Annotated in this window: 21 protein-coding genes; 8 read left to right on the forward strand and 13 right to left on the reverse strand. The window is 45.8% G+C overall.

Going from position 1 to position 22,724, the window contains the following annotated elements; all coding sequences use genetic code 11:
• Position 1: 1 nt before the first annotated feature.
• From LZG74_RS00465 to glpK, 6 genes are all read right to left on the reverse strand, one after another.
• Positions 2-1,399, reverse strand: coding sequence for an NADH-quinone oxidoreductase subunit N (locus LZG74_RS00465; protein WP_233794709.1), 1,398 nt, complete (start codon positions 1,397-1,399; stop codon positions 2-4).
• A gap of 7 nt (positions 1,400-1,406) precedes the next feature.
• On the reverse strand, positions 1,407-2,855 hold the full coding sequence (locus tag LZG74_RS00470; RefSeq protein ID WP_233794710.1) for a NuoM family protein: 1,449 nt from the start codon (positions 2,853-2,855) through the stop codon (positions 1,407-1,409).
• Positions 2,856-2,902: 47 nt separating this feature from the next.
• Positions 2,903-4,819 carry an NADH-quinone oxidoreductase subunit L gene (gene nuoL / locus LZG74_RS00475; protein WP_233794711.1) on the reverse strand — a complete coding sequence of 639 codons (1,917 nt, stop codon included), beginning with the start codon at positions 4,817-4,819 and terminating at the stop codon, positions 2,903-2,905.
• A 30-nt stretch (positions 4,820-4,849) separates the two neighbouring features.
• A complete protein-coding gene (nuoK, locus tag LZG74_RS00480; RefSeq protein WP_026629568.1) occupies positions 4,850-5,203 on the reverse strand; it encodes an NADH-quinone oxidoreductase subunit NuoK in 354 nt (117 codons plus the stop codon).
• Positions 5,204-5,307: 104 nt separating this feature from the next.
• Entirely contained in the window at positions 5,308-6,117 is an 810-nt protein-coding gene (locus tag LZG74_RS00485; protein ID WP_233794712.1) for a 3'-5' exonuclease, read from the reverse strand.
• A gap of 129 nt (positions 6,118-6,246) precedes the next feature.
• Positions 6,247-7,752, reverse strand: coding sequence for a glycerol kinase GlpK (gene glpK, locus LZG74_RS00490; RefSeq protein WP_233794713.1), 1,506 nt, complete (start codon positions 7,750-7,752; stop codon positions 6,247-6,249).
• Positions 7,753-7,856: 104 nt separating this feature from the next.
• Here glpK and pbpC point away from each other — a divergent pair, with 104 nt between their 5' ends.
• On the forward strand, positions 7,857-10,154 hold the full coding sequence (gene pbpC / locus LZG74_RS00495) for a penicillin-binding protein 1C (RefSeq protein ID WP_233794714.1): 2,298 nt from the start codon (positions 7,857-7,859) through the stop codon (positions 10,152-10,154).
• A gap of 2 nt (positions 10,155-10,156) precedes the next feature.
• Here the strand turns inward: pbpC and LZG74_RS00500 are convergent, their stop codons facing one another.
• The 3 genes from LZG74_RS00500 to LZG74_RS00510 are packed head-to-tail and all read right to left on the reverse strand — an operon-like array spanning position 10,157 to position 13,079.
• On the reverse strand, positions 10,157-11,155 hold the full coding sequence (locus tag LZG74_RS00500; protein WP_233794715.1) for a M28 family peptidase: 999 nt from the start codon (positions 11,153-11,155) through the stop codon (positions 10,157-10,159).
• A gap of 2 nt (positions 11,156-11,157) precedes the next feature.
• Complete coding sequence (cysS, locus tag LZG74_RS00505; RefSeq protein WP_233794716.1) at positions 11,158-12,660, reverse strand: cysteine--tRNA ligase; 1,503 nt, start codon at positions 12,658-12,660, stop codon at positions 11,158-11,160.
• A 32-nt stretch (positions 12,661-12,692) separates the two neighbouring features.
• Entirely contained in the window at positions 12,693-13,079 is a 387-nt protein-coding gene (locus LZG74_RS00510; protein WP_233794717.1) for a DUF5618 family protein, read from the reverse strand.
• Positions 13,080-13,264: 185 nt separating this feature from the next.
• Between LZG74_RS00510 and LZG74_RS00515 the strand changes: the two genes are divergently transcribed.
• Both LZG74_RS00515 and LZG74_RS00520 read left to right on the forward strand, forming a co-directional pair.
• The gene (locus LZG74_RS00515; RefSeq protein ID WP_233794718.1) at positions 13,265-14,182 is read left to right on the forward strand and encodes a PfkB family carbohydrate kinase; all 918 of its coding nucleotides are present in this window, start codon (positions 13,265-13,267) and stop codon (positions 14,180-14,182) included.
• An 80-nt stretch (positions 14,183-14,262) separates the two neighbouring features.
• Positions 14,263-15,066 carry a glycerophosphodiester phosphodiesterase family protein gene (locus LZG74_RS00520; RefSeq protein WP_233794719.1) on the forward strand — a complete coding sequence of 268 codons (804 nt, stop codon included), beginning with the start codon at positions 14,263-14,265 and terminating at the stop codon, positions 15,064-15,066.
• Here the strand turns inward: LZG74_RS00520 and LZG74_RS00525 are convergent, their stop codons facing one another.
• The 4 genes from LZG74_RS00525 to kdsA all read right to left on the reverse strand — a co-directional run bounded on the left by LZG74_RS00525 (position 15,067) and on the right by kdsA (position 17,694).
• Positions 15,067-15,618 carry a DNA-3-methyladenine glycosylase I gene (locus LZG74_RS00525; RefSeq protein ID WP_233794720.1) on the reverse strand — a complete coding sequence of 184 codons (552 nt, stop codon included), beginning with the start codon at positions 15,616-15,618 and terminating at the stop codon, positions 15,067-15,069.
• 21 nt (positions 15,619-15,639) lie between these two features.
• Positions 15,640-16,101 carry a GyrI-like domain-containing protein gene (locus LZG74_RS00530; protein ID WP_233794721.1) on the reverse strand — a complete coding sequence of 154 codons (462 nt, stop codon included), beginning with the start codon at positions 16,099-16,101 and terminating at the stop codon, positions 15,640-15,642.
• 82 nt (positions 16,102-16,183) lie between these two features.
• A complete protein-coding gene (locus LZG74_RS00535; protein WP_233794722.1) occupies positions 16,184-16,882 on the reverse strand; it encodes a phosphatase PAP2 family protein in 699 nt (232 codons plus the stop codon).
• Positions 16,882-17,694, reverse strand: a complete 813-nt coding sequence (kdsA, locus tag LZG74_RS00540; RefSeq protein ID WP_233794723.1) for a 3-deoxy-8-phosphooctulonate synthase — start codon at positions 17,692-17,694, stop codon at positions 16,882-16,884. Before kdsA ends, LZG74_RS00535 begins: the two co-directional genes overlap by 1 nt.
• A 231-nt stretch (positions 17,695-17,925) precedes the next feature.
• On the opposite strand from kdsA, the gene LZG74_RS00545 reads away from it, so the two are divergent.
• The 5 genes from LZG74_RS00545 to LZG74_RS00565 all read left to right on the forward strand — a co-directional run bounded on the left by LZG74_RS00545 (position 17,926) and on the right by LZG74_RS00565 (position 22,703).
• Positions 17,926-18,162: an acyl carrier protein gene (locus LZG74_RS00545; RefSeq protein ID WP_026629555.1), complete on the forward strand. Its 237-nt coding sequence runs from the start codon at positions 17,926-17,928 to the stop codon at positions 18,160-18,162.
• A gap of 43 nt (positions 18,163-18,205) precedes the next feature.
• The gene (gene fabF, locus LZG74_RS00550) at positions 18,206-19,459 is read left to right on the forward strand and encodes a beta-ketoacyl-ACP synthase II (protein ID WP_233794724.1); all 1,254 of its coding nucleotides are present in this window, start codon (positions 18,206-18,208) and stop codon (positions 19,457-19,459) included.
• A gap of 14 nt (positions 19,460-19,473) precedes the next feature.
• Positions 19,474-20,220: a ribonuclease III gene (gene rnc, locus LZG74_RS00555; RefSeq protein WP_233794725.1), complete on the forward strand. Its 747-nt coding sequence runs from the start codon at positions 19,474-19,476 to the stop codon at positions 20,218-20,220.
• A 292-nt stretch (positions 20,221-20,512) separates the two neighbouring features.
• Positions 20,513-20,944 carry an Hsp20/alpha crystallin family protein gene (locus LZG74_RS00560; protein ID WP_233794726.1) on the forward strand — a complete coding sequence of 144 codons (432 nt, stop codon included), beginning with the start codon at positions 20,513-20,515 and terminating at the stop codon, positions 20,942-20,944.
• A 223-nt stretch (positions 20,945-21,167) separates the two neighbouring features.
• A complete protein-coding gene (locus LZG74_RS00565) occupies positions 21,168-22,703 on the forward strand; it encodes a Do family serine endopeptidase (RefSeq protein ID WP_233794727.1) in 1,536 nt (511 codons plus the stop codon).
• Positions 22,704-22,724: the final 21 nt, after the last annotated feature.

A 22,724-nucleotide genomic window follows, 5' to 3' on the forward strand; every position in this document is an offset into this window, starting at 1 on the left:
CTTATAGCAGGCCTTCAAACACGCCGGGAGCAAGTCCGAAGAGGATAGTCAGGAATGTGGCAAGCAATAAAATCACCTGATAAAATGGGGCAACGCGGATTTTGATCAAATCTCCTTCTTTTAAATAAGACGAAATGATCACGCGGAAATAGTAATAAATACCCACCGCGGACATCAACACGGCAATAACGGTGATCCAGATAATTCCTCGGTCTGCCGCGCTGGTGAAAATGAAGAACTTACCCCAGAAACCGGCTGTCAGGGGAATCCCTGCCAATGATAGCATGGAAACCGCGAGCACGAATGCCAGCATAGGATTTTGTTTAGCCAGACCATTGAATGCTTCGTAGCGCTCGTTAGGCTGTCCTTCGAGTGTTTTTTCTCTGGAAACCAACATTAGTACGCCAAACGCACAAATCGTTGACAATGAATAAGCCAGGGAGTAAAATACGATTGCATTTTGGGAAGGCTTGGTCAATGCGGTCAAAGCGATAAGCATGTAACCCGCATGTGAAATCCCGGAATAGGCCAGCATTCTTTTGAAGCTGTTCTGACTCGTTGCACCAATGTTCCCCACGAGTAAAGTAAGCACGGCAATGGTTGCGATAATGATCCACCAAAAGCCATATATTTCACTGAATGACGTGTTTAACAAACGGAAAAGAGCAGCAAAACCAGCTGTTTTCACAATTGTAGACATGAATGTGGTAAAGATCGTCGGTGCTCCTTCATAAACATCCGGCGTCCAGAAGTGGAATGGCGCAGCCGAAACTTTGAACAACATGCCGATCAACAGCAAAAGCAATCCCGCATATAAGATATAAGGCTGTGCATCTGCCTGAATGTTCGAAGCAAAACCGTGAATGTGGCTGAGTTTGAATGAGCCTGTTGCTCCGTAAATCAAGGTTATGCCGAAAAGCATAAAGCCAGTCGCGAAAGCGCCCATTAAGAAGTATTTCAATGCAGCTTCATTGGAACGCAGGTTGCGTTTGTTGCTTCCTGTCAAAATGTACATCGCAACAGACAAGATTTCCACACCGATAAAAAGCATGATCATGTGCTCAAAACCGATCATCATCAACGCACCAACCAGCGAGAAAAGCATTAGCCCAAAATATTCTGCTGGCTCGGAATCAGGGTTTTCCTGAAAGCCTCCTGAAATCGCCACGATCATAAAAGCCGAAAGCAGCACGATGCCGTTGAATGCAAGTGTCAGATTATCAACCCGCAGCATATCATAAAAATAAAGCAGCGGTCCTTTGTTCCACTCCACGAAATTACTCGCAATAGCCAGGACAAGGAAAAATAATACGGCAGGAAGCAAAACATTCTTTGATTTCGAAAAGCCCAGAAACAGGGTTACGACGCCAAGAACAGACAACAATATAATGGGATACATATTTTGACTAGTTATTAACCATTTGTAAAAGTTGACTTACAGCTGGCTCTGTTAATTTCAGAAATGTGTTGGGGTAAATGCCGATCCAGAAAACCATGATCACCAAAGGCAAAAGCACAGCGCGCTCACTCATGGTAAGATCCTGGAAACCTTCAACCCACTTGGAACGCGGGCCGAACATTGATTTTTGAAACATCCGCAGCATATAAACGGACCCAAGAATGATGGTAAGTCCTGCAATTGCGCCCAGCCAGCCATCGTATTGGAAAACGCTGGATAGTAACAGGAATTCGCCTACAAAACCATTTGTTAACGGAAGCGCAACGCTTCCCAGGAGCAGGATCATAAAGTAAACGCTCAAATGCGGTGTGCTCTGGGTAATGCCGCCCAGCTGATCCAGATAACGCGTTTTGGTGCGGCTGTAAATAATATCAATGATGAAAAACAACCCGATCACATTGATTCCGTGCGCAAGCATTTGAATCAATGCGCCTTGCAAGCCATTGATCGAATAAGAGAAAACACCTGCGGCCATCAAACCAACGTGCGCAAAAGACGAATAGGCGATCAAACGCTTCATATCGCTCTGCTGAATAGCAATGATAGAACCGTAAATAATGCCAATTACAGACAAAACCATCGCCATCGTGCCCCAGGTTTCCATTCCGCCCGGAACGATCGGAAGCAGGAAACGGATCAGACCATAAACCCCCATTTTCAGCATAATACCGGAAAGGAGCATGGTTGCCGGCGTGGGCGATTCTGTATAAGTGTCTGGCTGCCAGGTGTGGAAAGGGAACAAAGGCATTTTAATTGCAAAGGCAATAAAGAACGCCCAGAAGATGAAGCCCTGAACCGGTTTGGCAAGTTGTAATGCGTAAAATGCGGTGATCTCAGAAGTATGCGTGCCGGGTGTTTGGTAATACAGATAAACGAGTCCGACCAGCATTAACAAGCTTCCGAAAATGGTGTAAATGAAGAACTTGAATGTTACTTTCAGACGATTTTCTCCGCCCCATATCGCTGCCAGGAAGTAAACCGGAATCAGCGCCGCTTCGAAAAACAGATAGAACAAAAATGCATCCGTGGCCGTGAAAACGCCGATTAAGGCGGCTTCCATGAACAAGATCAGCGAATAAAACGAAGCAGGCTTCCTGTAATCGTGGTTGAAAGCCGAAAGGATGATAAGCGGTGTCAGAAATGTCGTCAGCAGAACCAGAACAAGGCTGATGCCGTCGATGCCTGCAGCGAAGGAAATGCCTCTGGAAGCGAGCCAGGCGTATTTAAAGCTGAATTGGGTTCCCGCTGCCGGATCAAATTGCAGCCACGTCGCAATGGCAACGCCAAGCACAGCCAGACCGCTCACCAACGCAACTTGCTTCGCGAGGCGTTCGCCTGAGAGAAGCGTAAGAACACCTGCGGCAATGGGTAAAAGTATTAACAGAAGAGTAAGCATATTTTCAAGTCAACGGTCAGCAACAAATGGTGAACGGATTTTATAGATCAAAGTAAAAGCTTCCAAAACAGGATAACCACAATGCCCAGAACCATGGCAAACACATAATCGCCCGTGGAACCAGTCTGTGTTTTCTTCAAAAGCCCTGCAAAGAATTGTGTAAGTCTTACGAAAGCATTGACCACCAGATCAATAAAGAACTCTCCAAAACTGTAAAGGATATTGGATAAGGCTTTGATAGGCTTCACAAATACATTATCGTAGAGCTCATCCACATAATATTTGTTGTACACCAAACCTTGCAACGCTGATTTTGGCTGAGAATCCGGTGCTGGAACCGAAGACTTTTGCACATACATAACATAAGCCACAACCGCCGAAACCAACGCCACAGCCACCGAAACGCCCATTAACAGATATTCCTCTGAGTGCGAAAGCTCCGTTGGCAAGAAAGCCTCAGGATTCACCTGACGAGACGCGTCATACAACGGACTCATAAATTCAGCCAGATGATGTGTGCCATGCAATGCTTCCGGTACGCCAATAAATCCGCCTAACGCAGACAGAACCGCCAAAATAACGAGCGGAATCGTCATAGAAGCAGGCGATTCGTGCAAATGATGCTCCTGCTCGTGCGTGCCGCGGAATGTTCCGAAGAATGTTAAGAAAAGCAGGCGGAACATATAAAAGGAAGTCATCAGCGAGCCCAAAACCCCGATTACCCAAAGTAATTTGTTGTGTTCGAAAACGTGGGCAAGGATTTCATCTTTGGAGAAAAATCCTGCAAACGGCGGAATCCCGGAGATGGCAATAGTTGCAATCAGGAATGTGAGGAACGTGATCGGAAGCTTTTTTCGCAAACCACCCATCGAACGGATATCCTGCTCATCGGACATGGCGTGAATCACGCTTCCTGCTCCAAGGAATAGCAATGCTTTAAAGAATGCGTGCGTAATAACGTGGAACATGGAAGCCGAATAAGCCATCGCACCCAAGCCCATAAACATATAACCCAGCTGACTTACAGTGGAGTAGGCCAGGACTTTCTTAATGTCATTTTGTAAAAGACCAATGGAAGCCGCAAACAACGCCGTCGCCGCACCGATAATGCCGACGATTTCCAATGTGGAAGGCGCCAGTGAATAGAGGACATTGGAACGGATCACCATGTAAATCCCGGCCGTAACCATCGTAGCCGCGTGGATCAGCGCCGAAACAGGCGTAGGACCCGCCATCGCATCCGGTAACCACGTGTACAACGGAATTTGAGCCGATTTCCCCATAGCCCCGATAAACAGGAACAATGTAATCATGATGATCACGGGATCACCGATTTCAAAATCCGTTGCCTGGCTGAAAACCTCAAGATATTCAACCGAACCGAATGTGGAAATGATTGTAAAAATCCCCAGTAGGAAACCTAAATCTCCTACCCGGTTCATAATGAATGCCTTGCGGGCAGCATTGTTATAATTTGTGTTTTTATTCCAAAATCCGATCAGCAGGTAAGAGCACAATCCAACGCCTTCCCAGCCAATGAACATGATCACATAATTGGACCCCAGAACAAGCAGCAGCATGAAGAACAAAAACAGGTTCAGATAAGCGAAAAACTTACCAAAACCTTCGTCGTGATGCATGTAGCCGATGGAATAAATGTGGATCAGCGAACCGACTCCGGTAATGATCATCAGCATTAAAAGCGAGAGCTGATCGACCTGGAAAGAGAATGGAATGTTGAGGTTGCCAACTGTGATCCAATCGAAGAGCGGCACGATAACCGGCTGACTGCCAGCCGCTATAAAAGCTTGAAAAGTCATCACCGACAGCACGAAACTCGCCACAACAGCCAATGTTCCGATAATGCCGACAGCGCCTTTGGGTATGGTCTTAAATCCGATTCCGTTGATCAGGAAACCAATCAGCGGTAACAAAGGAATCAGAATGAGTAATGATGCAGACATGTTAAATATTTAATCTTTACTGGCAAATGCTTACCACTTCAATTTGTTAAGGAATCCAATGTCCGTATTTCTTGTGTTCCGGTAAATCATTACGATAATCGCCAGTCCCACAGCCACTTCCGCAGCGGCGACGGCCATGATGAAAAACACAAAAACCTGCCCGGAAGGGTCAGATCTATAAGAAGAAAACGCGATAAGGAGCAAGTTGGCAGCATTCAGCATCAATTCCACTGACATGAAAATGATGATCGCATTGCGACGTGTAAGTACGCCGATAATGCCGATTACAAAAAGTAAAGTGCTGAGAATTAGATAATGTTGAAGGGGAATATTCTGAATAACCGCCGGTATATTGACCTCTGGAATATTGGGGTTTGGGATCATAGCAGGTTTACCTTGTTGGATATTCGGTTAAAATAGTCAAAAATAGATTTCCGGCAAAAATAGACATAAATACTACTTACTCAAGTGCGTTCGCAACGATTATGTCAGCGCTGGGTCAGTGCGCGCAGTTTAATTTCGGTTAGTTTTCTTTTGGTATCCAAAGGAAAATCGCCCTTCATGATCCAATCGTAAAAAGAAGGTTCTGCTTTCAAAACATCTGCAATGCGTTTTCCATTGTGTTTTCCAAAATTGAAAACCTCTTCTCCTTTGTCGTTATAGGTCATCCGGCCTGCAAAATCGATCAGTTTGGAAGCCGTAAGCTCGTGAAGCGCAGCCACATCGTTTTTGATCGGCTCGGTTTCCACGCCATGTGAATCAACTACCTTAACGCCTTCATAACGAGCAATTTGTCCCTGCAAAACTTCAAAAGTGGCAATCGTGTCTGCTTCCGCGCTGTGTGCGTTCACAAGTTCTTTTCCGCAGTAAAATTTATAAGCTGCACCCAGATTGCGCGGTTCCATCATGTGGTAAATGCGCTGGGCGTCAACTGTTTTGCGATTTTTTACATCAAATTCCACTCCCACCCGCAGGAATTCTTCTACGAGCATGGGAATATCAAAACGATTGGAATTAAAACCAGCCAGATCGCAGCCTTCCAGGAATGTCGCCAGGTTTTTTGCAATGCCTTTGAATGTAGGCGCATCCTTCACATCTTCATCGTAAATGCCGTGTATCAGGCTGCTTTCCAGCGGGATAGGCATTTCCGGGTTGATTTTCCGGGTGCGGATTTCGGTTTCTCCATTCGGAAGCGCTTTCACAACGGACAGCTCGACAATTCGGTCGCGGCAGATATTGACTCCGGTTGTTTCAAGATCAAAAAAAGCAAGCGGCTTCTTCAGACGGAGGGTATGCATAAGGCACTGAAATTTGATTTTCGAGCCGTGAAGTTACGCCTAAACCTAAGATAGCGCAAGAAAGAGGTTAGTTTATATAGATTATAAAAAAGTTAAAATTGCTAATCCCGGCATACTAATAAATCAATGCTAATCCATCCAGCCATACGACTTGGTAACCGCTTTTTGCCAGCCTTTGTAAAATTTATCCCTGGTTTCGTTAGCCATGTCCGGGTTCCACGTGTGAGCAATGGCCCAGTTGGCGGTGAGTTCGTCGGTGTTTTTCCAGTAACCTACGGCCAGGCCTGCGGCGTAGGCGGCGCCCAATGCTGTGGTTTCAGCCACAGCGGGTGACACAACTTGCGTGTTGAGAATGTCGGATTGGAATTGCATGAGCAGTTCGTTCAAAACCATTCCGCCATCCACGCGTAGTGAGGCCAGTTTGATGCCTGAGTCCTGTTCCATGGCACGTACGACGTCAACAGTTTGGTAAGCCGTTGCCTCTAATACTGCTCTGGCAATGTGACCTTTGTTCACGTAACCTGTCAATCCGGCAATCACACCGCGCGCATCATTGCGCCAGTAAGGCGCATATAAGCCAGAAAATGCAGGGACAAAATAAGCGCCGCCATTGTCTTCGACGGTTTTTGCCAGTTTTTCAATGTCGCTGCTTTTTTTGATCAAACCCAAATTGTCCCTGACCCATTGCACCAATGCGCCGGTGACGGCGACGCTGCCTTCCAATGCGTATTGGACCGGATTGTCGCCAAATTTATAGGCAATGGTTGTTAGCAAGCCATTTTCCGAAGTTTTAAGCTCGTTACCTGTGTTCATCACCAGGAAGCAGCCGGTGCCGTACGTATTTTTGGCCATGCCGGGTTTGAAGCAAGTTTGGCCAACCAGTGCCGCGTGCTGATCACCCAAATCGCCTGCAACGGGCACGCCCGGCAGGATTTCGTTGTTGACATAGCCGTAAATTTCACTGCTGCTTTTGATTTCTGGCAGCATATTTTCCGGAATGTCGTAAGCCGCGAGCATTTCCTTGTCCCATTGCAATGTTTTGAGGTTCATGAGTTGCGTGCGGCTTGCATTGGTTACGTCCGTTACGTGAATGCCGCCGTCGCCATGTGTTCCGCCTGTCAAATGCCAGATCAGGAATGTATCCATGTTGCCAAAAATCGCTTCGCCTTTTTCAGCATCTTCGCGGATCCCTTCCACATTATCCAAAAGCCATTTCAATTTTAAGCCGCTGAAATAGGTGGAAACCGGAAGTCCGGTGATTTCGCGGAACTGGTTGAGGCCGCCTTCGCGTTCGTATTTGGCGACGAGCTCGGTTGTGCGCGTGTCTTGCCACACCAATGCATTATAATAAGGCTTGCCCGTGCGCTTGTTCCAGACAACCGTCGTTTCCCTTTGATTTGTAATGCCAATAGCCGCAATGTCCGCCGCCGTTGCCGATACATTGATTCGCGCTATTGCGATCACTTCCAATGTATTTTTCCAGATTTCGGTCGGATTATGCTCCACCCAGCCCGGATGCGGGTAAATTTGCTCGTGTTCCTTTTGTCCTACTGAAACGATATTTCCCTGATGATTGAAAAGGATGCAACGCGTACTCGTGGTTCCCTGGTCAATGGCGGCTACGTATTTCGACATGGTGGTATTTTGATTGGCTTTTTTTGCAATAAAGTCAGTAATTAGAGAAAATTACCTGATAGCGACAAATCAGCGCCAAATGAACCCTCACACACATTCCGGAAATGAAGCGTAAATTCAAAATAGCAGGACTGGCTTTGCTGTCTGCCGTTAGCCTGTTTATGATCTTTGATTTCGCATTTCCATTTCAACCCAAAATCCATTACGCCACGCAGGTTACAGATCACAAGGGCAATGTGATTCACGCTTTTTTGAGTAAAGAAGACAAGTGGCGCTTGTATTCCGGTGTTTCAGAAATTACACCGCTGCTGCGTAAGACATTGATATATAAGGAAGACCAATATTTTTACTATCATCCGGGCGTTAATCCTTTCGCCATTGTTCGCGCTGGCGTCCGTAACATTTTTACGGGCCGCAGAACTTCCGGCGCTTCAACCATTACCATGCAGGTTGTGCGGCTGATGGAGCCGCGGAGGCGGACTTATCTGAATAAAATCCTCGAAATCCACCGCGCATTTCAGCTGGAATTGCATTATTCCAAAGCCGAGATCTTGCAAATGTATCTTAATCTGGTCCCTTATGGCGGCAACATTGAAGGCATTAAGGCGGCTTCGCTGCTGTATTTCGGAAAACCGCCTCAGTTACTCAGTTTGTCGGAAATTACGGCGTTGACCATTGTTCCTAACCGGCCATCGAGCCTGCGGCCGGGGACACGTAATGATGCATTGGTGGCTGCCCGCAATGTGTGGCTGCGCCGGTTTGAGGAAGAGCGGCTTTTTGATAAAAACATTATTCAGGATGCGTTGAATGAGCCTTTGGTGGTGAAGCGCCTGCAAGCGCCGAAGCTGGCGCCGCATTTGGCATTAAGGTTAAAAAAAGAGAATCCGGATGAGCCGGTGATCCATAGTCAGCTTAAAATTCAGTTGCAGAGCCAGATCGAGGAGCAGGTTAAAAATTACATTAACCGACGAAAAATGATGAACATTCACAATGCGTCGGTGCTGGTGGTGAATAATGAGACGATGGAAGTGGAGGCTTATGTGGGCTCGGCGGATTTCAATGATGTGTTCGATGGCGGGCAGGTGGACGGCGTCAGGGCGGTGCGTTCGCCGGGAAGCACGCTGAAACCATTGCTCTACGGGACTGCATTTGATTGGGGATTGATCACTCCGAAAAAAATTGTAAATGATGTTCCGAGCAATTTCAGCGGTTATGAGCCGGAGAATTTTGATCAGCATTTCAATGGTCCGGTTACGGCGGAATTTGCTTTGGCCAATTCTTTGAATATTCCGGCGGTTAAGATTTTGAAGGAAGTCAGCACGCCCGTTTTGATCTCCAAATTGCGGAAAGCAGGATTTAAAACCATTGACATACAAGCCAAAGATCTGGGTCTTTCTATGATCCTGGGCGGATGCGGCGTTACATTGGAAGAGCTAACGCGCTTATTTGCAGCATTTTCCAATGAAGGGGAGTTGAAAAAATTGCGCTACACTTCTGAAACGCCTTTGGACAAAAAAGGCACGCCGATCATTTCCCCGGAAGCATCCTACTTACTAACCAACATTTTGACCCAGATCACCCGCCCCGACTTGCCTACAAACTTTGACAACACCTATCATTTACCCAAAATCGCCTGGAAAACAGGCACTTCGTATGGAAAACGGGATGCTTGGAGCATTGGGTATAATCGCCGATATACGGTTGGCGTTTGGGTCGGTAACTTCTCGGGGGAAGGCGTTCCCGAGCTGAGCGGCGCAAACACGGCTACGCCTTTGCTGTTTTCCATTTTCAATGCATTGGATTACAACTCGCCCAAAGGCTGGTATGAAACGCCTGCTAATGTCTCATTGCGGAAAGTGTGCGCAGAGAGCGGTGACATTCCATCCGAGTTTTGTACGCATCAGATTTTAGATCAATACATTACGGGTGTGTCGGCTTATAAAAGATGTCAGCATCTGCGGTGGGTTTTTACGGATAAGCCAGGCAAGATTTCTTACTGTACATATTGCCTTCCTGAAAATGGTTTTGAAAAACGCACTTACGCCAATTTGGCTCCCGAACTGATCGCCTATAATGAGCTTCAAAAGATCCCTTACCAAAAAATTCCACCCCATAACCCTGATTGTGAACGTGTTTTCCACGAAGGACCGCCATTAATCGTGAGTCCGAATGACGGAAGCGAATATTATTTACGCCCCGACGAGCCGCAGCAGATCCAGCTCGCTTGTCAGACGTCCAATGACGTGCAGGAGGTTTTTTGGTATATTAATGATAAGCTCAAACAAAAATCCGCCCCGCATGAAGGCATTTTTGTGAGCCTTCCGCTGGGGCGGGTTAAAATTTCGTGCACCGACGACAAAGGCCGGAACTCCAACATTTGGGTGACCGTCAAAAAAATGTGATTCTACAGAGGCTGATCGGCTGCTTCCTGATAAATCACCTGCATCAATGTCTGCCCAACCGCCTTTAATGTCTTAGGATCAATGTGTTCCATCGTGTCATCATTCGTGTGCCATTGGTCAAAGAATGTTTTCGACATGTTATTTGGCTTGGTATGAATGATGTCGATCATCGGGATTTTTGCGATTTTGTTAACCGCCACGTGGTCGTCTGTAATTGCACCGCCTCTTTCGTTGATAAAGAAATTGCTGTATCCAATTCTGCTTGCGGTATTCCAAACCGTATTCACAAAGCGCTCAGCCATTTGTACAGAATAGCCTTCCTTGAAGAATGTGGCACCTTTCGCACCAGCCATATCGAGCAAAATCCCGAAATAAGCGGTGTAATTAGGAATGTGTTTGTTGGCTGCCCAATATTGGGAACCTAAGCAAAAGCCGCTGTATTCATCAGTTGCAGCTTCCGAATTCCCCCAATCTTCTGCATCAAAAAATATAATGTCAACGCCGATTTCAGGAGATGGATTCTGCGTAGAGAGCACGCGGGCAACTTCCAGCAAAATTCCAACGCCGCTTGCGCCATCATTTGCGGCCAGTACGGGTTTGTTTTTAACCAAAGAATCCTGGTCAGAAAAAGGCCGTGAATCCCAGTGCGCGGCCAGCAGAATACGTTTCTGCGCTTTCGGGTTAAAGCTGCCGATAATGTTAGTCGAGTTAAGCGTTTGATTATCGTAAGTCTTCGCTTTGAATTTTTGTTCGATAACATCCACACCGTAACCTCTAAGTGTTGCCGCCAAATAAGCTGCGCAAGCATCGTGTTGCTTCGTATTAGGAACCCTGGGGCCAAAGTCAACTTGCTTCTGCACAAACTTATAAGCTGAATCTTCACTGAATGCTGGGCTTTTCACAAGGGCGGGCGCTTGCTCGGCGGCTTGTTCGGAACTGTCTTTGGTTTTGCAGCCGTAGGCCAGCACGAAGACAAACAATAACAATGTTAACTTTTTCATATTTACTCTTCGTAAGCCCAATCGATCCGTGTTTTGGAATCGCGGATCACCAGTCCCTGGTTTTTGAAATAAGAACGGATTTCGTCTACTTTTTCGTAGTTCATCGATAATTTATATTCCTTATAAAGCTTCAACATGCCGTCCAGAATGGCATAACCTTCGTTCAGCTCTTCTTTCAATCCCAAAACATCTTCGAAAAAAGTGACGAAGTTGTTTTTCAAAGCATTGAATGTTTCCTCGCCCAGCGCCGCTGATTTCAGCTGGCCCATATTGAGCATATTAATGTATTTCAACATATTAAACAGGTTCGCAAATGCAACGGCCGTGTTCAGGTCATCATTCATCGCACCATAAAATCCGTCAATGGCTTTCTCGATCTCAATTTTCTTGATCTCGTCCGGGCTCACGCCTTCTTCCGGCACATAGGAAAGCAATTTTGCGTTTCTGAGTCCGTTAGCGAGCTTTTTGTAACCCTTATGCGCTGCCTTTAATGCTTCATTGGAAAAATCGAGCGTGCTGCGATATTGGCTTTGCAGCATGAAAAACCGCACGGTCATGGGGCTGTAAGCTTGTTCTAGCAAATCGTGGTTTCCGGAAAAAAGCTCGGCAGGCAAAAACGAGTTATTGAGCGATTTGGACATTTTTTGTCCGTTCACCGTCAGCATGTTGGTATGCATCCAGTAACGCACCGGCTCTTCATTGGTAAGCGATTTCCCTTGCGCGATCTCGCATTCGTGGTGCGGGAATTTCAAATCCATGCCGCCGCCGTGAATGTCGAATTGTTTTCCTAAGTATTTGGCACTCATGCAAGTACATTCCAAATGCCATCCGGGAAAGCCCATTCCCCACGGAGAATCCCATTGCATAATATGCTCAGGGCTGGCCCTTTTCCAAAGTGCAAAATCAAGCGGATTGCGTTTTTCAGACTGCCCGTCCAGCTCGCGCGTTTCGTTCAGCAGATCCTCAATAATGCGCCCCGAAAGCTTGCCATATTCATTGCCGTCTGCCTGATATTTATTGATATCAAAATAAACAGAGCCATTCGACTCGTAAGCCGCGCCTTTTTCGATCAAAGTTTTTACCGCCTCAATCTGCTCGATCAAATGTCCCGTTGCAGTAGGCTCAATGCTGGGTGGGATTAGGTTGAAAATGGCCGAAACATCGTGAAAATCATTGGTATAGCGTTGCACGATCTCCATCGGTTCAAGCTTTTGGAGCTTGGCCATTTTGCCAATTTTATCTTCACCTGCATCACCATCGCCCACCAGGTGGCCGACGTCCGTAATGTTGCGCACATAGCGCACTTTGTAGCCAATATGCGTGAGGTAGCGATACAGGATGTCGAAAGACAAAAACGTGCGGATATTTCCTAAGTGTATATTATTATAAACCGTTGGACCACAGACATACATGCCGACATAGGGAGGGGCAATAGGAACAAATACATCCTTTTTACGGGTCAATGTATTGAATATTCTAAGCGGCTGAAAAGTTTGCGCGGTCATCTATGTTTTTACTTACTTAAAAACTGATTGTATTAATGTTGTGTCTTTTCAAGCCGGGTTTCGACCCAGCTGATAATTTTTTCTGCGTTTTGTAAACCCACAGATGCTAACTCTGCACTTCTGCTTCCCTGGTAACCCATATCAATATGCAGAACCTGATACGCTGTTGTAAACTTAGACAACAGGCTTTTATCAATTTTGCTTAACTCCATTTGATACCATTCGACACTTTTCGGAGTTTTTTTATTTTTTTCGCCTAAAAACTCGTTCAATGCCAACAAAATGCCAGTATAGGCAGTGTGTCCCGCTATCTTGACATATTTCTTGTCTTGATAAAGTCCCTCATGCTTCTTCGCATTATTACTCAAAAAATCTTTTGCGTTGTCAATGTGCCTTCTGGCTTCGCTGATCGCTTCCATAGTAATGTGTTAGTGGTGAAAGTGGTAAATTTTACAAAAATAGCAAATAACCTATGATTGAGTTAAACAGTTTGGCAGAATAGCGTGGGGCCGGGGCGTTATTCGGGCGTTTTGATTATCTTCGCAGCGCTTTTACATAGAAGGCCCAGTTTGAAACTATCTTAAAATCAATACAATACTTATTTATGAGTTTATTAACCGTAGGATCTGTTGCATTCGATGCGCTTGAAACACCTTTTGGAAAAACAGATAAAATTATTGGCGGTGCGGCCACTTACATCACACTAGCAGCATCATATTTCACCAAAGAAAATAATCTCGTAGCCGTTGTCGGCGGCGACTTCCCGGATGAACTGATCTCCCTTTTGCAAGACCACGGCGTTAATACAGAAGGACTTGAAATTGTAAAAGAAGGAAAAACCTTCTTCTGGTCGGGGAAATATCATGAGGATATGAATACCCGCGACACACTTGTTACGGAACTGAATGTGATGGAACATTTCGATCCGATCATTCCGGAATCTTACCAGGGAACGACATTCTTGATGTTGGGAAACACAGTTCCTGCGACGCAGAAAGTGATTATCGAGCGCATGAAAAGCCGCCCAAAGCTGATTATGCTTGACACAATGAACCTTTGGATGAACATTGCGATGGACGATCTGAAAGCGGTTCTTAAAATGGTGGATCTGATCACGATCAATGATGAGGAAGCGCGCCAGCTTTCGGGCGAATATTCGTTGCGGAAAGCTGCGAAGAAGATCATGGAAATGGGCCCGAAAACATTGATCATCAAAAAAGGCGAGCACGGCGCATTGTTGTTCCAGGGCGACCGCATTTTCTTCGCTCCGGCATTGCCATTGGAAGAAGTTTTTGACCCAACTGGCGCAGGAGATGTGTTTGCAGGTGGATTTATCGGTTATCTGGCAAGCACAGATGACATTTCATTTGAAAACATGAAACGCGCGGTCATTTACGGATCTGCAATGGCATCATTCTGCGTGGAAAAATTTGGGACAGAGCGGCTTGTGAACCTGACGCAGGAAGAAATCAATAACCGCGTGCAGGATTTTGTGAACCTGTCGAGCTTCGAAATTCAATAATTACCATTTTGATCATGTACAAGTCTATGAGTTAAGAACTTTTTATTCTTACTTGTAGACTTGTTTTTTGATAAGCCACCATGCCCAGCAAAGCCACAAACCTCTTTTTCCTTTCTATATTCATGTCTCTGGGCGCCATTGCGCAGCAGGTTTTGCCCGAGGCAAAGCATAAGCTCGTCGTAATTGCACACCGAGGAAACCACATCAATGTTCCCGAAAATACGCTCGCCGCAGCCCGGGAAGCCATCGCAAGCGGAGCGGATTACGTGGAAGTGGATTTGAGGACTACGAAAGACGGACATTTAATCGTGCTGCACGACGCAACAGTGGACAGGACGACGAACGGGGCTGGGAAAGTGCATGCAATGACGCTGGAAGAGGTCAAGCATTTGCAGGTTTTTAACAGAAATAAAAAAACAAATAAAATCCCCGAATTCCGCGAAATGCTGGCAGTCTGCAAGGGTAAAATCAACATTTATCTGGATTTCAAAGCCGCAGATGCAGCCGAAACGTGGAAGCAAATTAAGGAAGCGGGAATGGAAAAGCAGGTGATCGTGTATTTAAACAAAGATAGCGATCATAAAGAATGGCAGAAAGTGGCGCCCGAAGTGCCGCTGATGTCGAGCTTGCCGAAGGACGTTGATAGCAAAGAAAAATTGACGGCTTTTTTGGAAAAATTACCTTTAAAAATCGTCGATAACCTTCCACATCCGCAACTTTTGGATGCATTGCATGACGCAGGGGTGCAGGTTTGGCTGGATGTTCAAAGTGCGACTGAGGGACCGGCTTCCTGGAAAGTGGCTTTGGAAAAGGGCGTTCAGGGCCTGCAAACCGATCAGCCTGCTGGATTAATTAAATATCTGGAAGATAATGGTGTGCGCTGATTAGGCTTTTGCCGTTGCTTCAATCAATTTCACCTTCTGATAAATAGGGCAATCCGGGTCGTGCGCGCCGGGCAGGTAACCTGTGCTCATAAGGAACTCATTTACGATCTCCCCACCGGTAAATTTGAATGTCTTCTTAAAAAGCTTGATCCATTCTTCCTTCGTCAGCGGATGATGCGCTTCGATCCAGCCTTTGAACGATCCGAAATCCTTCTTCAATTCCAGGATCTTCTGCGCATTCACAATCGCTGCATTCACTTTCAGCTTGTTACGCACAATCCCCGGATCCAGCAAAAGCCTTTCCCGGTCTGTTTCATTATACTGAGCAATTTTCTCAATGGAGAAATTGTCATAAGCTTTTCTGAAACCAGCCTGCTTTCGCAACATTAATGTCCAACTCAGACCAGCCTGATTAATTTCCAAAATCAAACGCCCAAAAAGCTCATCGTCATCATTGATTTCAAAGCCGTATTGATGGTCGTGATAATGCTTGTGAAGCAGATAATCTGCTGTTTCGGTAATATTGTTGTTGATGAAGCTGCAATATGACATGGGACAGGATTTAAAAGAAACTTATTTTGTAATGCCGATCTGCACTTCGGTAATGTTGTTTTCAGGATTTTGAAAATCCATATTCAGATACATTTCCCGGTTTTCGCCCGACATGATCAGATTTTTTGCCAAAACATCGGAAATCAACTCGTTATATATTTTTCCCAGCCCTTCCCAGCTTCCATAAAGATGCCCTGCCAAACAATTGAAGGGTTCAAGATATTTTAAAGAGAATTCAGAGTCCGTCAATGGCGCGTCGTAAACACTGACAGGCAATGCAATGGTCAGATTAAACCGGGTTTCGGGATTGCCGTCCGCGCCGTTGTAAATCCAGTAAATAGGGCCGGTAACTTCCATTTCCTTTCGAATTGCCTCCCTATACAGGCGATGCGCAACCAGGCGCACGTAAGCCATGAGTTCATTCAGAGAAGTTTCGGTTTCGAAATAAAGCACGTGGATAGGCGGGATTGTTTTCGTTTGCATGATGACAATGTTTGAATGTTTTATGCAAATGAAATCACCGCTAATGACAACCCTATGTCAGTTGGTCTTTAGAATTTCAAATTTAATGTTTCATCCGGCGAACGGTCTGTTGCAGCCAGGGATAACTAATGTAAAGGGCTTTGGTAGCGCCTATGCCCACGCCAGCGCCCATGAGCACATCAGCGAGCCAATGTTTGTTGTTCAGAATCCGCAGTCCGCCAACTGCTGTGGCCGTTCCATAACCGCCTATGCTGTACAAAACGCTGCGCTGGCCGTATTCTTCGTGCAGAATGGTGGCATTGGCAAATGCGGTTGTCGTGTGGCCGGACGGGAAAGAATAATAATCGGACTGGTCTGGTCGGGGATATTTAATGACCCGTTTCAAACTTTGTGTTACGCCTTGTGCTATAATGTTTGAAAGCAATGCAAGAATAACCTGATCACCTAGCTTATGCTTTCCTTTAATACCCGCCGAGGCAAGTCCCAAACTGATTACGCCCGGCGCATAAGGAAGAAATTCGTCGGCTTTTGAATGAAAGTTCGGATATTTTGAATGCACCTCCTGCTGAAAATGCCTGCTGATCCTTCCCTGCGCCACTAATCCTGCCAAAGCAAGCGTAACCGGTGGAATCACATCGCCAGCCTTAATAACCCAAAGAGTCGAATCCTTTGCAGTTTTATTTTTCTCCTCAAAACTGCCCTGCGCAATGACTTCCGGAGAAACAATTTGAAAACAGAAAATGACGCAAAACAGCTGCGTTCTCAGAATGCGTGCCACCATTACATTATCGCTTCACGAACCCGCACCAATCTTTCTAAAAGTCCTTCCAGCTGATCCAGCGGCAGCATATTAGCGCCATCCGACTTGGCTTCCGACGGGTTGAAATGCGTTTCAATAAAAAGTCCGTCCGCACCCACGGCAATCGCAGCTTTCGCAATGGTCTCGATAAGCTTCGGCTTGCCGCCCGTTACGCCCGAAGCCTGATTGGGCTGTTGAAGTGAATGCGTGCAGTCCATCACAACCGGAACGCCGAACGAGCTCATTTCCGGGAGGTTACGATAATCAACAATCAGGTCCCCATAACCAAAACTGTTGCCGCGATCGGTCAGGATCACCGGACATTCAGGGTTGACCTCATTGATTTTCTCCACGGCAAATTTCATGGAAGCTCCCGAAAGGAACTGTCCTTTTTTAACATTAACCGCCTTTCCCGTTTTCGCTGCGGCTGCCAGCAACTCGGTTTGGCGGCATAGGAAGGCTGGAATTTGCAGCACGTCCACATATTCGGCTGCAAATGCTGCTTCGTGCGATTCGTGAATGTCGGTTACCACAGGCACACCAAAAGTATTTCGAACCTCTTCCAAAATCTTTAATGCCTTTTCATCCCCGATCCCGGTGAAGGAATCGATCTTCGTACGGTTGGCTTTGCGGTAAGAACCTTTGAATATATAAGGGATTTTGAGGCGGTCGGTGAGGCTGGTAATGTGCTCGGCAATACGTAATGCCATGTCCCTGCCTTCAATGGCGCACGGGCCGGCCATGAGGAAAAACAGGGGAGAATCGGCGTTTTTTATATTGGATATGGGAATCATACTATACTTTTTCTGGTGGTCAATATTCAATTTGCGAATGTACGGCTATCCGCTTTGTTCCTTATACAATTGAAAGATTTACTGGGACGCATCCGTGGTAAGCATTTGATTTTCTGGTTTTTTTATTTCAACAACATTAAAAGCAATAATTTGAAAGGACTAAAAAAATTTTGTCAAAGTGAATCGAAATTTCTTTCTTTGTTGCGATTTTAACCAAAAAGTGAATATAAAATGTCAGCAATTGCAGAAAGAGTTAAGCAAATTATCGTCGAAAAACTTGGCGTAGAAGAGTCGGAAGTAACTTCGGAAGCAAACTTCCAGAACGACTTGGGAGCGGACTCTCTAGATACCGTTGAATTGATTATGGAATTTGAAAAAGAATTCAATCTATCTATCCCTGACGATCAGGCAGAGAACATTGGTACAGTTGGTCAGGCTGTTGCATACCTGGAAGAAAACGTGAAGTAATTCGGTTTTTTAGCCAGTATCATTTTATTTCTGTCCCCATTTTATGAGTTTGAAGAGAGTTGTAATTACCGGAATGGGCGCATTAACGCCCGTTGGAAATGATGTTTCTACCTTTTGGAAAAATTTGGTTGCAGGTGTAAGCGGAGCAGCTCCGATTACCCGTTTCGATGCTGAAAAGTTTCGCACCAGGTTTGCCTGTGAAGTTAAACGTCTGGACGTTACTAGTTACATTCCTCGTCAGGAAGCCCGTAAAATGGACCCATTTACCCAATACGCCGTCATTGCAGCAGATGAAGCAATGAAGGACGCCGGCTTTGACGCAGATACGCTTGATCTCGACAAAGCCGGTGTAATTTGGGGAACCGGAATCGGCGGATTGAAAACCTTTGAAGAAGAGGTGATGAATTTCGCAGAAAACGGCAAAACCCCCAGGTTCAACCCATTTTTTATCCCCAAAATGATCGTGGACAGTGCTTCGGGAGTTCTCTCGATCCGCTATGGTTTCCGCGGTCCCAATTTCATCACCGTTTCAGCCTGTGCTTCGGCCACCAATGCCTTGATTGATGCATTTAATTACATCAAGCTTGGGATGATGAACGTCTGTATTTCCGGCGGTTCGGAAGCGGCGGTTACCATTGCCGGTGTGGGTGGTTTTAATGCATTAAAAGCATTATCCGAAAGAAACGATTCTCCCGAAACGGCTTCCCGTCCTTATGATAAGGATCGTGACGGTTTTGTATTGGGAGAAGGCGGCGCGGCGCTGATCCTGGAAGAACTGGAACACGCAAAAGCACGCGGCGCTAAAATTTACGCTGAAATGATCGGTGCGGGCATGTCTTCGGACGCTTACCACATTACAGCTCCCCATCCGGATGGCCTGGGCGCTCATATCGTCATGAAAAATGCGATTGAGAACGCAGGAATCAAGCCGGAAGATGTGGATTATATCAATACGCATGGCACATCTACGCCGATCGGTGATCCACAAGAAATTAAGGCAATTGAAAAATTCTTTGGCGAACACGCGTATGAACTGAATATCAGTTCAACCAAATCCATGACCGGCCATTTGCTGGGTGGAGCTGGTGCGATCGAAGCTGCGGCTTGCATCCTGGCGATCCGTGACCAGGTTGTTCCGCCTACTATCAACCATTTTACCGACGATCCCGAAATTAATCCGAAACTGAACCTGACATTTAATCACGCTCAAAAACGCGAGATCAACATTGCACTCAGCAATACATTTGGCTTTGGCGGACACAATGCATCAGTCGTTTTCAAAAAGTATGAAGACTGATTAACTAATTACACTTGGCAAAGCGAATTCTTATACCGATACTCTCTCTTTTCAGAACCGGAAGTGCTGAGGATAAAAAATTTAAGGAATCGATTGCACATGTAATTGGCGACCGGCCTTCGAATCTCGGCGTCTACCAACTGGCTTTTCGCCACACTTCTGCTTCCCGGGAAACGGCTATCAAAGGTTTTCGTGAATCCAATGAGCGTTTGGAATATCTGGGCGATGCTGTTTTAGGAATGGTGGTTGCAGAGTTTCTTTTTACCAAATATCCTTACAAAGACGAGGGTTTTCTTACCGAAATCCGCTCGCGTATTGTTAACCGGGAATCGCTCAATCAAATCTCAAAAAAGCTTGGCCTCGATCGCCTGATCGAATATGATGGCAACCGTCGCGGCATGTCGCCACGCTCTTCTATGTATGGGGATGCGCTGGAAGCGTTTGTTGGGGCCATTTATCTGGACAAAGGCTTCCGTTTTACGCGGACATTTATCATCAGCAAGCTTATTACGCATTACGATCTGGATAGCATTATTCAGAATAATGCCAATTTCAAAAGCCTCATTATCGAATGGGCGCAACGCGAAGGCAAAGAAATCCGCTTTGAAATTCTTGAAGAACGCGGCACCCGCCACCATCGCGAATTCATCTCCCAAATTCTGGTCAACGAAGAGCCTTTCGCACAAGGCAACGGTTTTACCAAGAAAAAAGCCGAGCAGTCTGCTTCTGAACAGGCCTGCGCAATGTTAGAGCTTCGCTAATTGCCCTTCAAGCGTCATTATTTCTTTCAAGCTTCGCTAGTAGTCGCGGAGTTTTGCTGATTATCTTTCTCATCATTGACTTTTGCAGTGTCACTTGCAAAGTATGTCCGTTTGTCTCATAGTTTTTACTCAAAACACGACATTGTGTCTGCTTTCATAAGATTATAAATTTTTATCGGACATTATGTCTGCTATTTTTCGACTTTTCGCCTCAGGAATGAGTATTGTTAATAAGCTATCATACCGCAGAGGTTAACTGAAAAATAAAATAGACCATTAAAACTTTATAACAATGAGCACTCTAGTAAAAACCCATTTCGCAAATCCTTCTTACTTAAACGGATTTTTTGGCAAAGATTTATTCAATGAAATCGCAGCCCCTGCATTCTCAGGAAGTGTTCCTGCGGTGAATGTTATTGAAAACACAGAAGGTTTCAAGATCGAAGTTGCGGCTCCCGGCTTGCAGAAATCTGATTTCAAATTAAACCTTGAAAAAAATCAGCTGACCATTTCTGCTCAGAAAGAGCAGAATGAAGAAGAGAAAAACGAAAAATATACGCGTCGGGAATTTAAATACACTTCTTTCCAACGCACCTTCACATTGCCTAACACCATTGACGGCGACAGGATTGAAGCCACTTACAATGAAGGCGTGCTGAGCATCGCGTTGCCAAAACGCGAAGAAGCAAAAGAAAAACCAGCTCGTCAGATCGAGATTGCCTAATTAGCATAATATAAGTTCGAAAGGCGTTATTAATTTTGATTAATAGCGCCTTTTGTTGTGAACAAAGATGTGATTAAATTGTTAGTGACATTGGCAGGATATTTTAGTAAAATCGCATTTCGAATGACTGCAGTTAAAATATGTTAAATGCGCGTTGTGTGGGAATAAAATAGTAAATGCTTTGCGTTATTCATTCATAAAAATATAACCCCAACAAATGTATATGAAAACAAATTGGAAAGGTTTAGTGTTGGTTGGGTTGATTTCTAGTGCATCAACTCTGGCCGGCTTCAAACTATTTAGTGATAACGATGGTAAAGATGTAATTTTTAAAGAGGCTCCTGCAGAGTCGATTACGCGTTTCACGTCAACCGGGACACCGGTGGGCGCACCCGGGGATTTTGTTTACGCTGCAGAGGCTACAACGCCCACGGTAGTTCACATTAAATCAACGATGACGCGCCAGGCCTCGCGTGGCGGTGGTCAGCAGATTCCGGATATTTTCAGGGATTTCTTTGGTGACGAATTTGAAGGCGGATCACGCGGCCCTCAGTCTCAGGAAGCATCCGGTTCGGGTGTGATCATTTCTGCGGACGGATACATTGTAACCAATAACCACGTGGTGGAAGGTGCTCAGGAACTGGAAGTTACACTGCATAATAAAAGCAAGTTCAGAGCAAAAGTGATTGGTACTGACCCATCTACGGACATTGCGGTGATTAAGGTAGAAGCGAAAGACTTGCCAGCAGTAGTTTTAGGCAACTCGGATGCCGTGAAAGTAGGAGAGTGGGTTGTGGCGGTTGGTAACCCTTTTAATTTGGAATCAACTGTAACAGCTGGTATCGTAAGTGCAAAAGGACGCGGATTAGGCATCATTGGCCAATCAAGACGCGGTCGCGGCGTTACGCCTGCTTCGGCATCATCTGTGGATTCTCCGCTTGAATCATTCATTCAAACTGATGCGGTTGTGAACCCTGGAAACAGTGGTGGTGCATTGGTTAACCTGAAAGGTGAATTGATTGGTATCAACACAGCCATTGCCAGCCCAACGGGAAGCTTTGCAGGTTATGCCTTCGCGGTGCCTTCGAGCATTGTGAAGAAAGTGTCAAGCGATTTGATCAAATTCGGTAATGTGCAACGTGGTTACCTGGGTATTGCCCTGGATGACCTGGATAGCAGAAAAGCCGAAGAATATGGTGTGAAAGTGAATGACGGTGTATATGTTCGTGAATTCACAGAAAACAGTGCAGCGAAAGCAGGCGGTGTAGTGAAAGGCGACGTGATCGTGAAAGTGGACGGCGTAAATGTTCACTCAATCCCTGAATTGCAACAATCAATCGGCTTGCACAAGCCTGGCGATAAGGTGGCGATTACTGTAAACCGTGATGGCAAAGAGAAAGAGCTGGACATCACATTGCGTAACCGCACAGGCGGTTCAGATATCCTGAAACGTGACGAATCTGCTGCGATCATGAATGCTCTGGGTGCACAATTCGGCAACCTTAGCGACCAGGAAAAACAACGTTTATCCCGTTACAAGCTGGATGGCGGTGTGAAAGTGGTTTCGATCGACGGAGGCAAGTTTGCCCGTTCGCAAGTGGAGGAAGGTTTCATCATTACCAAAGTAAATGGTAAGCCGGTTCGTTCCGTGAAAGACTTCCAGGCCGCTATTACTGGCAAGGAAGAGTCAATGGTGCAGTTTGAGGGGCTTTATCCTGATGCTCCATACGACGTTTATTCATTCGGATTCCGTTTGTAATATATAGGTTCAAAAAAGAAA

This window comes from Dyadobacter sp. CY327 (genome assembly GCF_021390415.1).
Taxonomy (GTDB): domain Bacteria; phylum Bacteroidota; class Bacteroidia; order Cytophagales; family Spirosomataceae; genus Dyadobacter; species Dyadobacter chenhuakuii.

Bases quoted from the DNA above. Each gene is read 5' to 3' on its own strand.
- LZG74_RS00465 (WP_233794709.1), bottom strand. From the start codon at position 1,399: ATGTATCCCATTATATTGTTGTCTGTTCTTGGCGTCGTAACCCTGTTT.
- LZG74_RS00470 (WP_233794710.1), bottom strand. From the start codon at position 2,855: ATGCTTACTCTTCTGTTAATACTTTTACCCATTGCCGCAGGTGTTCTT.
- nuoL (WP_233794711.1), bottom strand. From the start codon at position 4,819: ATGTCTGCATCATTACTCATTCTGATTCCTTTGTTACCGCTGATTGGT.
- nuoK (WP_026629568.1), bottom strand. From the start codon at position 5,203: ATGATCCCAAACCCCAATATTCCAGAGGTCAATATACCGGCGGTTATT.
- LZG74_RS00485 (WP_233794712.1), bottom strand. From the start codon at position 6,117: ATGCATACCCTCCGTCTGAAGAAGCCGCTTGCTTTTTTTGATCTTGAA.
- glpK (WP_233794713.1), bottom strand. From the start codon at position 7,752: ATGTCGAAATACGTAGCCGCCATTGACCAGGGAACCACGAGTACGCGT.
- pbpC (WP_233794714.1), top strand. From the start codon at position 7,857: ATGAAGCGTAAATTCAAAATAGCAGGACTGGCTTTGCTGTCTGCCGTT.
- LZG74_RS00500 (WP_233794715.1), bottom strand. From the start codon at position 11,155: ATGAAAAAGTTAACATTGTTATTGTTTGTCTTCGTGCTGGCCTACGGC.
- cysS (WP_233794716.1), bottom strand. From the start codon at position 12,660: ATGACCGCGCAAACTTTTCAGCCGCTTAGAATATTCAATACATTGACC.
- LZG74_RS00510 (WP_233794717.1), bottom strand. From the start codon at position 13,079: ATGGAAGCGATCAGCGAAGCCAGAAGGCACATTGACAACGCAAAAGAT.
- LZG74_RS00515 (WP_233794718.1), top strand. From the start codon at position 13,265: ATGAGTTTATTAACCGTAGGATCTGTTGCATTCGATGCGCTTGAAACA.
- LZG74_RS00520 (WP_233794719.1), top strand. From the start codon at position 14,263: ATGCCCAGCAAAGCCACAAACCTCTTTTTCCTTTCTATATTCATGTCT.
- LZG74_RS00525 (WP_233794720.1), bottom strand. From the start codon at position 15,618: ATGTCATATTGCAGCTTCATCAACAACAATATTACCGAAACAGCAGAT.
- LZG74_RS00530 (WP_233794721.1), bottom strand. From the start codon at position 16,101: ATGCAAACGAAAACAATCCCGCCTATCCACGTGCTTTATTTCGAAACC.
- LZG74_RS00535 (WP_233794722.1), bottom strand. From the start codon at position 16,882: ATGGTGGCACGCATTCTGAGAACGCAGCTGTTTTGCGTCATTTTCTGT.
- kdsA (WP_233794723.1), bottom strand. From the start codon at position 17,694: ATGATTCCCATATCCAATATAAAAAACGCCGATTCTCCCCTGTTTTTC.
- LZG74_RS00545 (WP_026629555.1), top strand. From the start codon at position 17,926: ATGTCAGCAATTGCAGAAAGAGTTAAGCAAATTATCGTCGAAAAACTT.
- fabF (WP_233794724.1), top strand. From the start codon at position 18,206: ATGAGTTTGAAGAGAGTTGTAATTACCGGAATGGGCGCATTAACGCCC.
- LZG74_RS00560 (WP_233794726.1), top strand. From the start codon at position 20,513: ATGAGCACTCTAGTAAAAACCCATTTCGCAAATCCTTCTTACTTAAAC.
- LZG74_RS00565 (WP_233794727.1), top strand. From the start codon at position 21,168: ATGAAAACAAATTGGAAAGGTTTAGTGTTGGTTGGGTTGATTTCTAGT.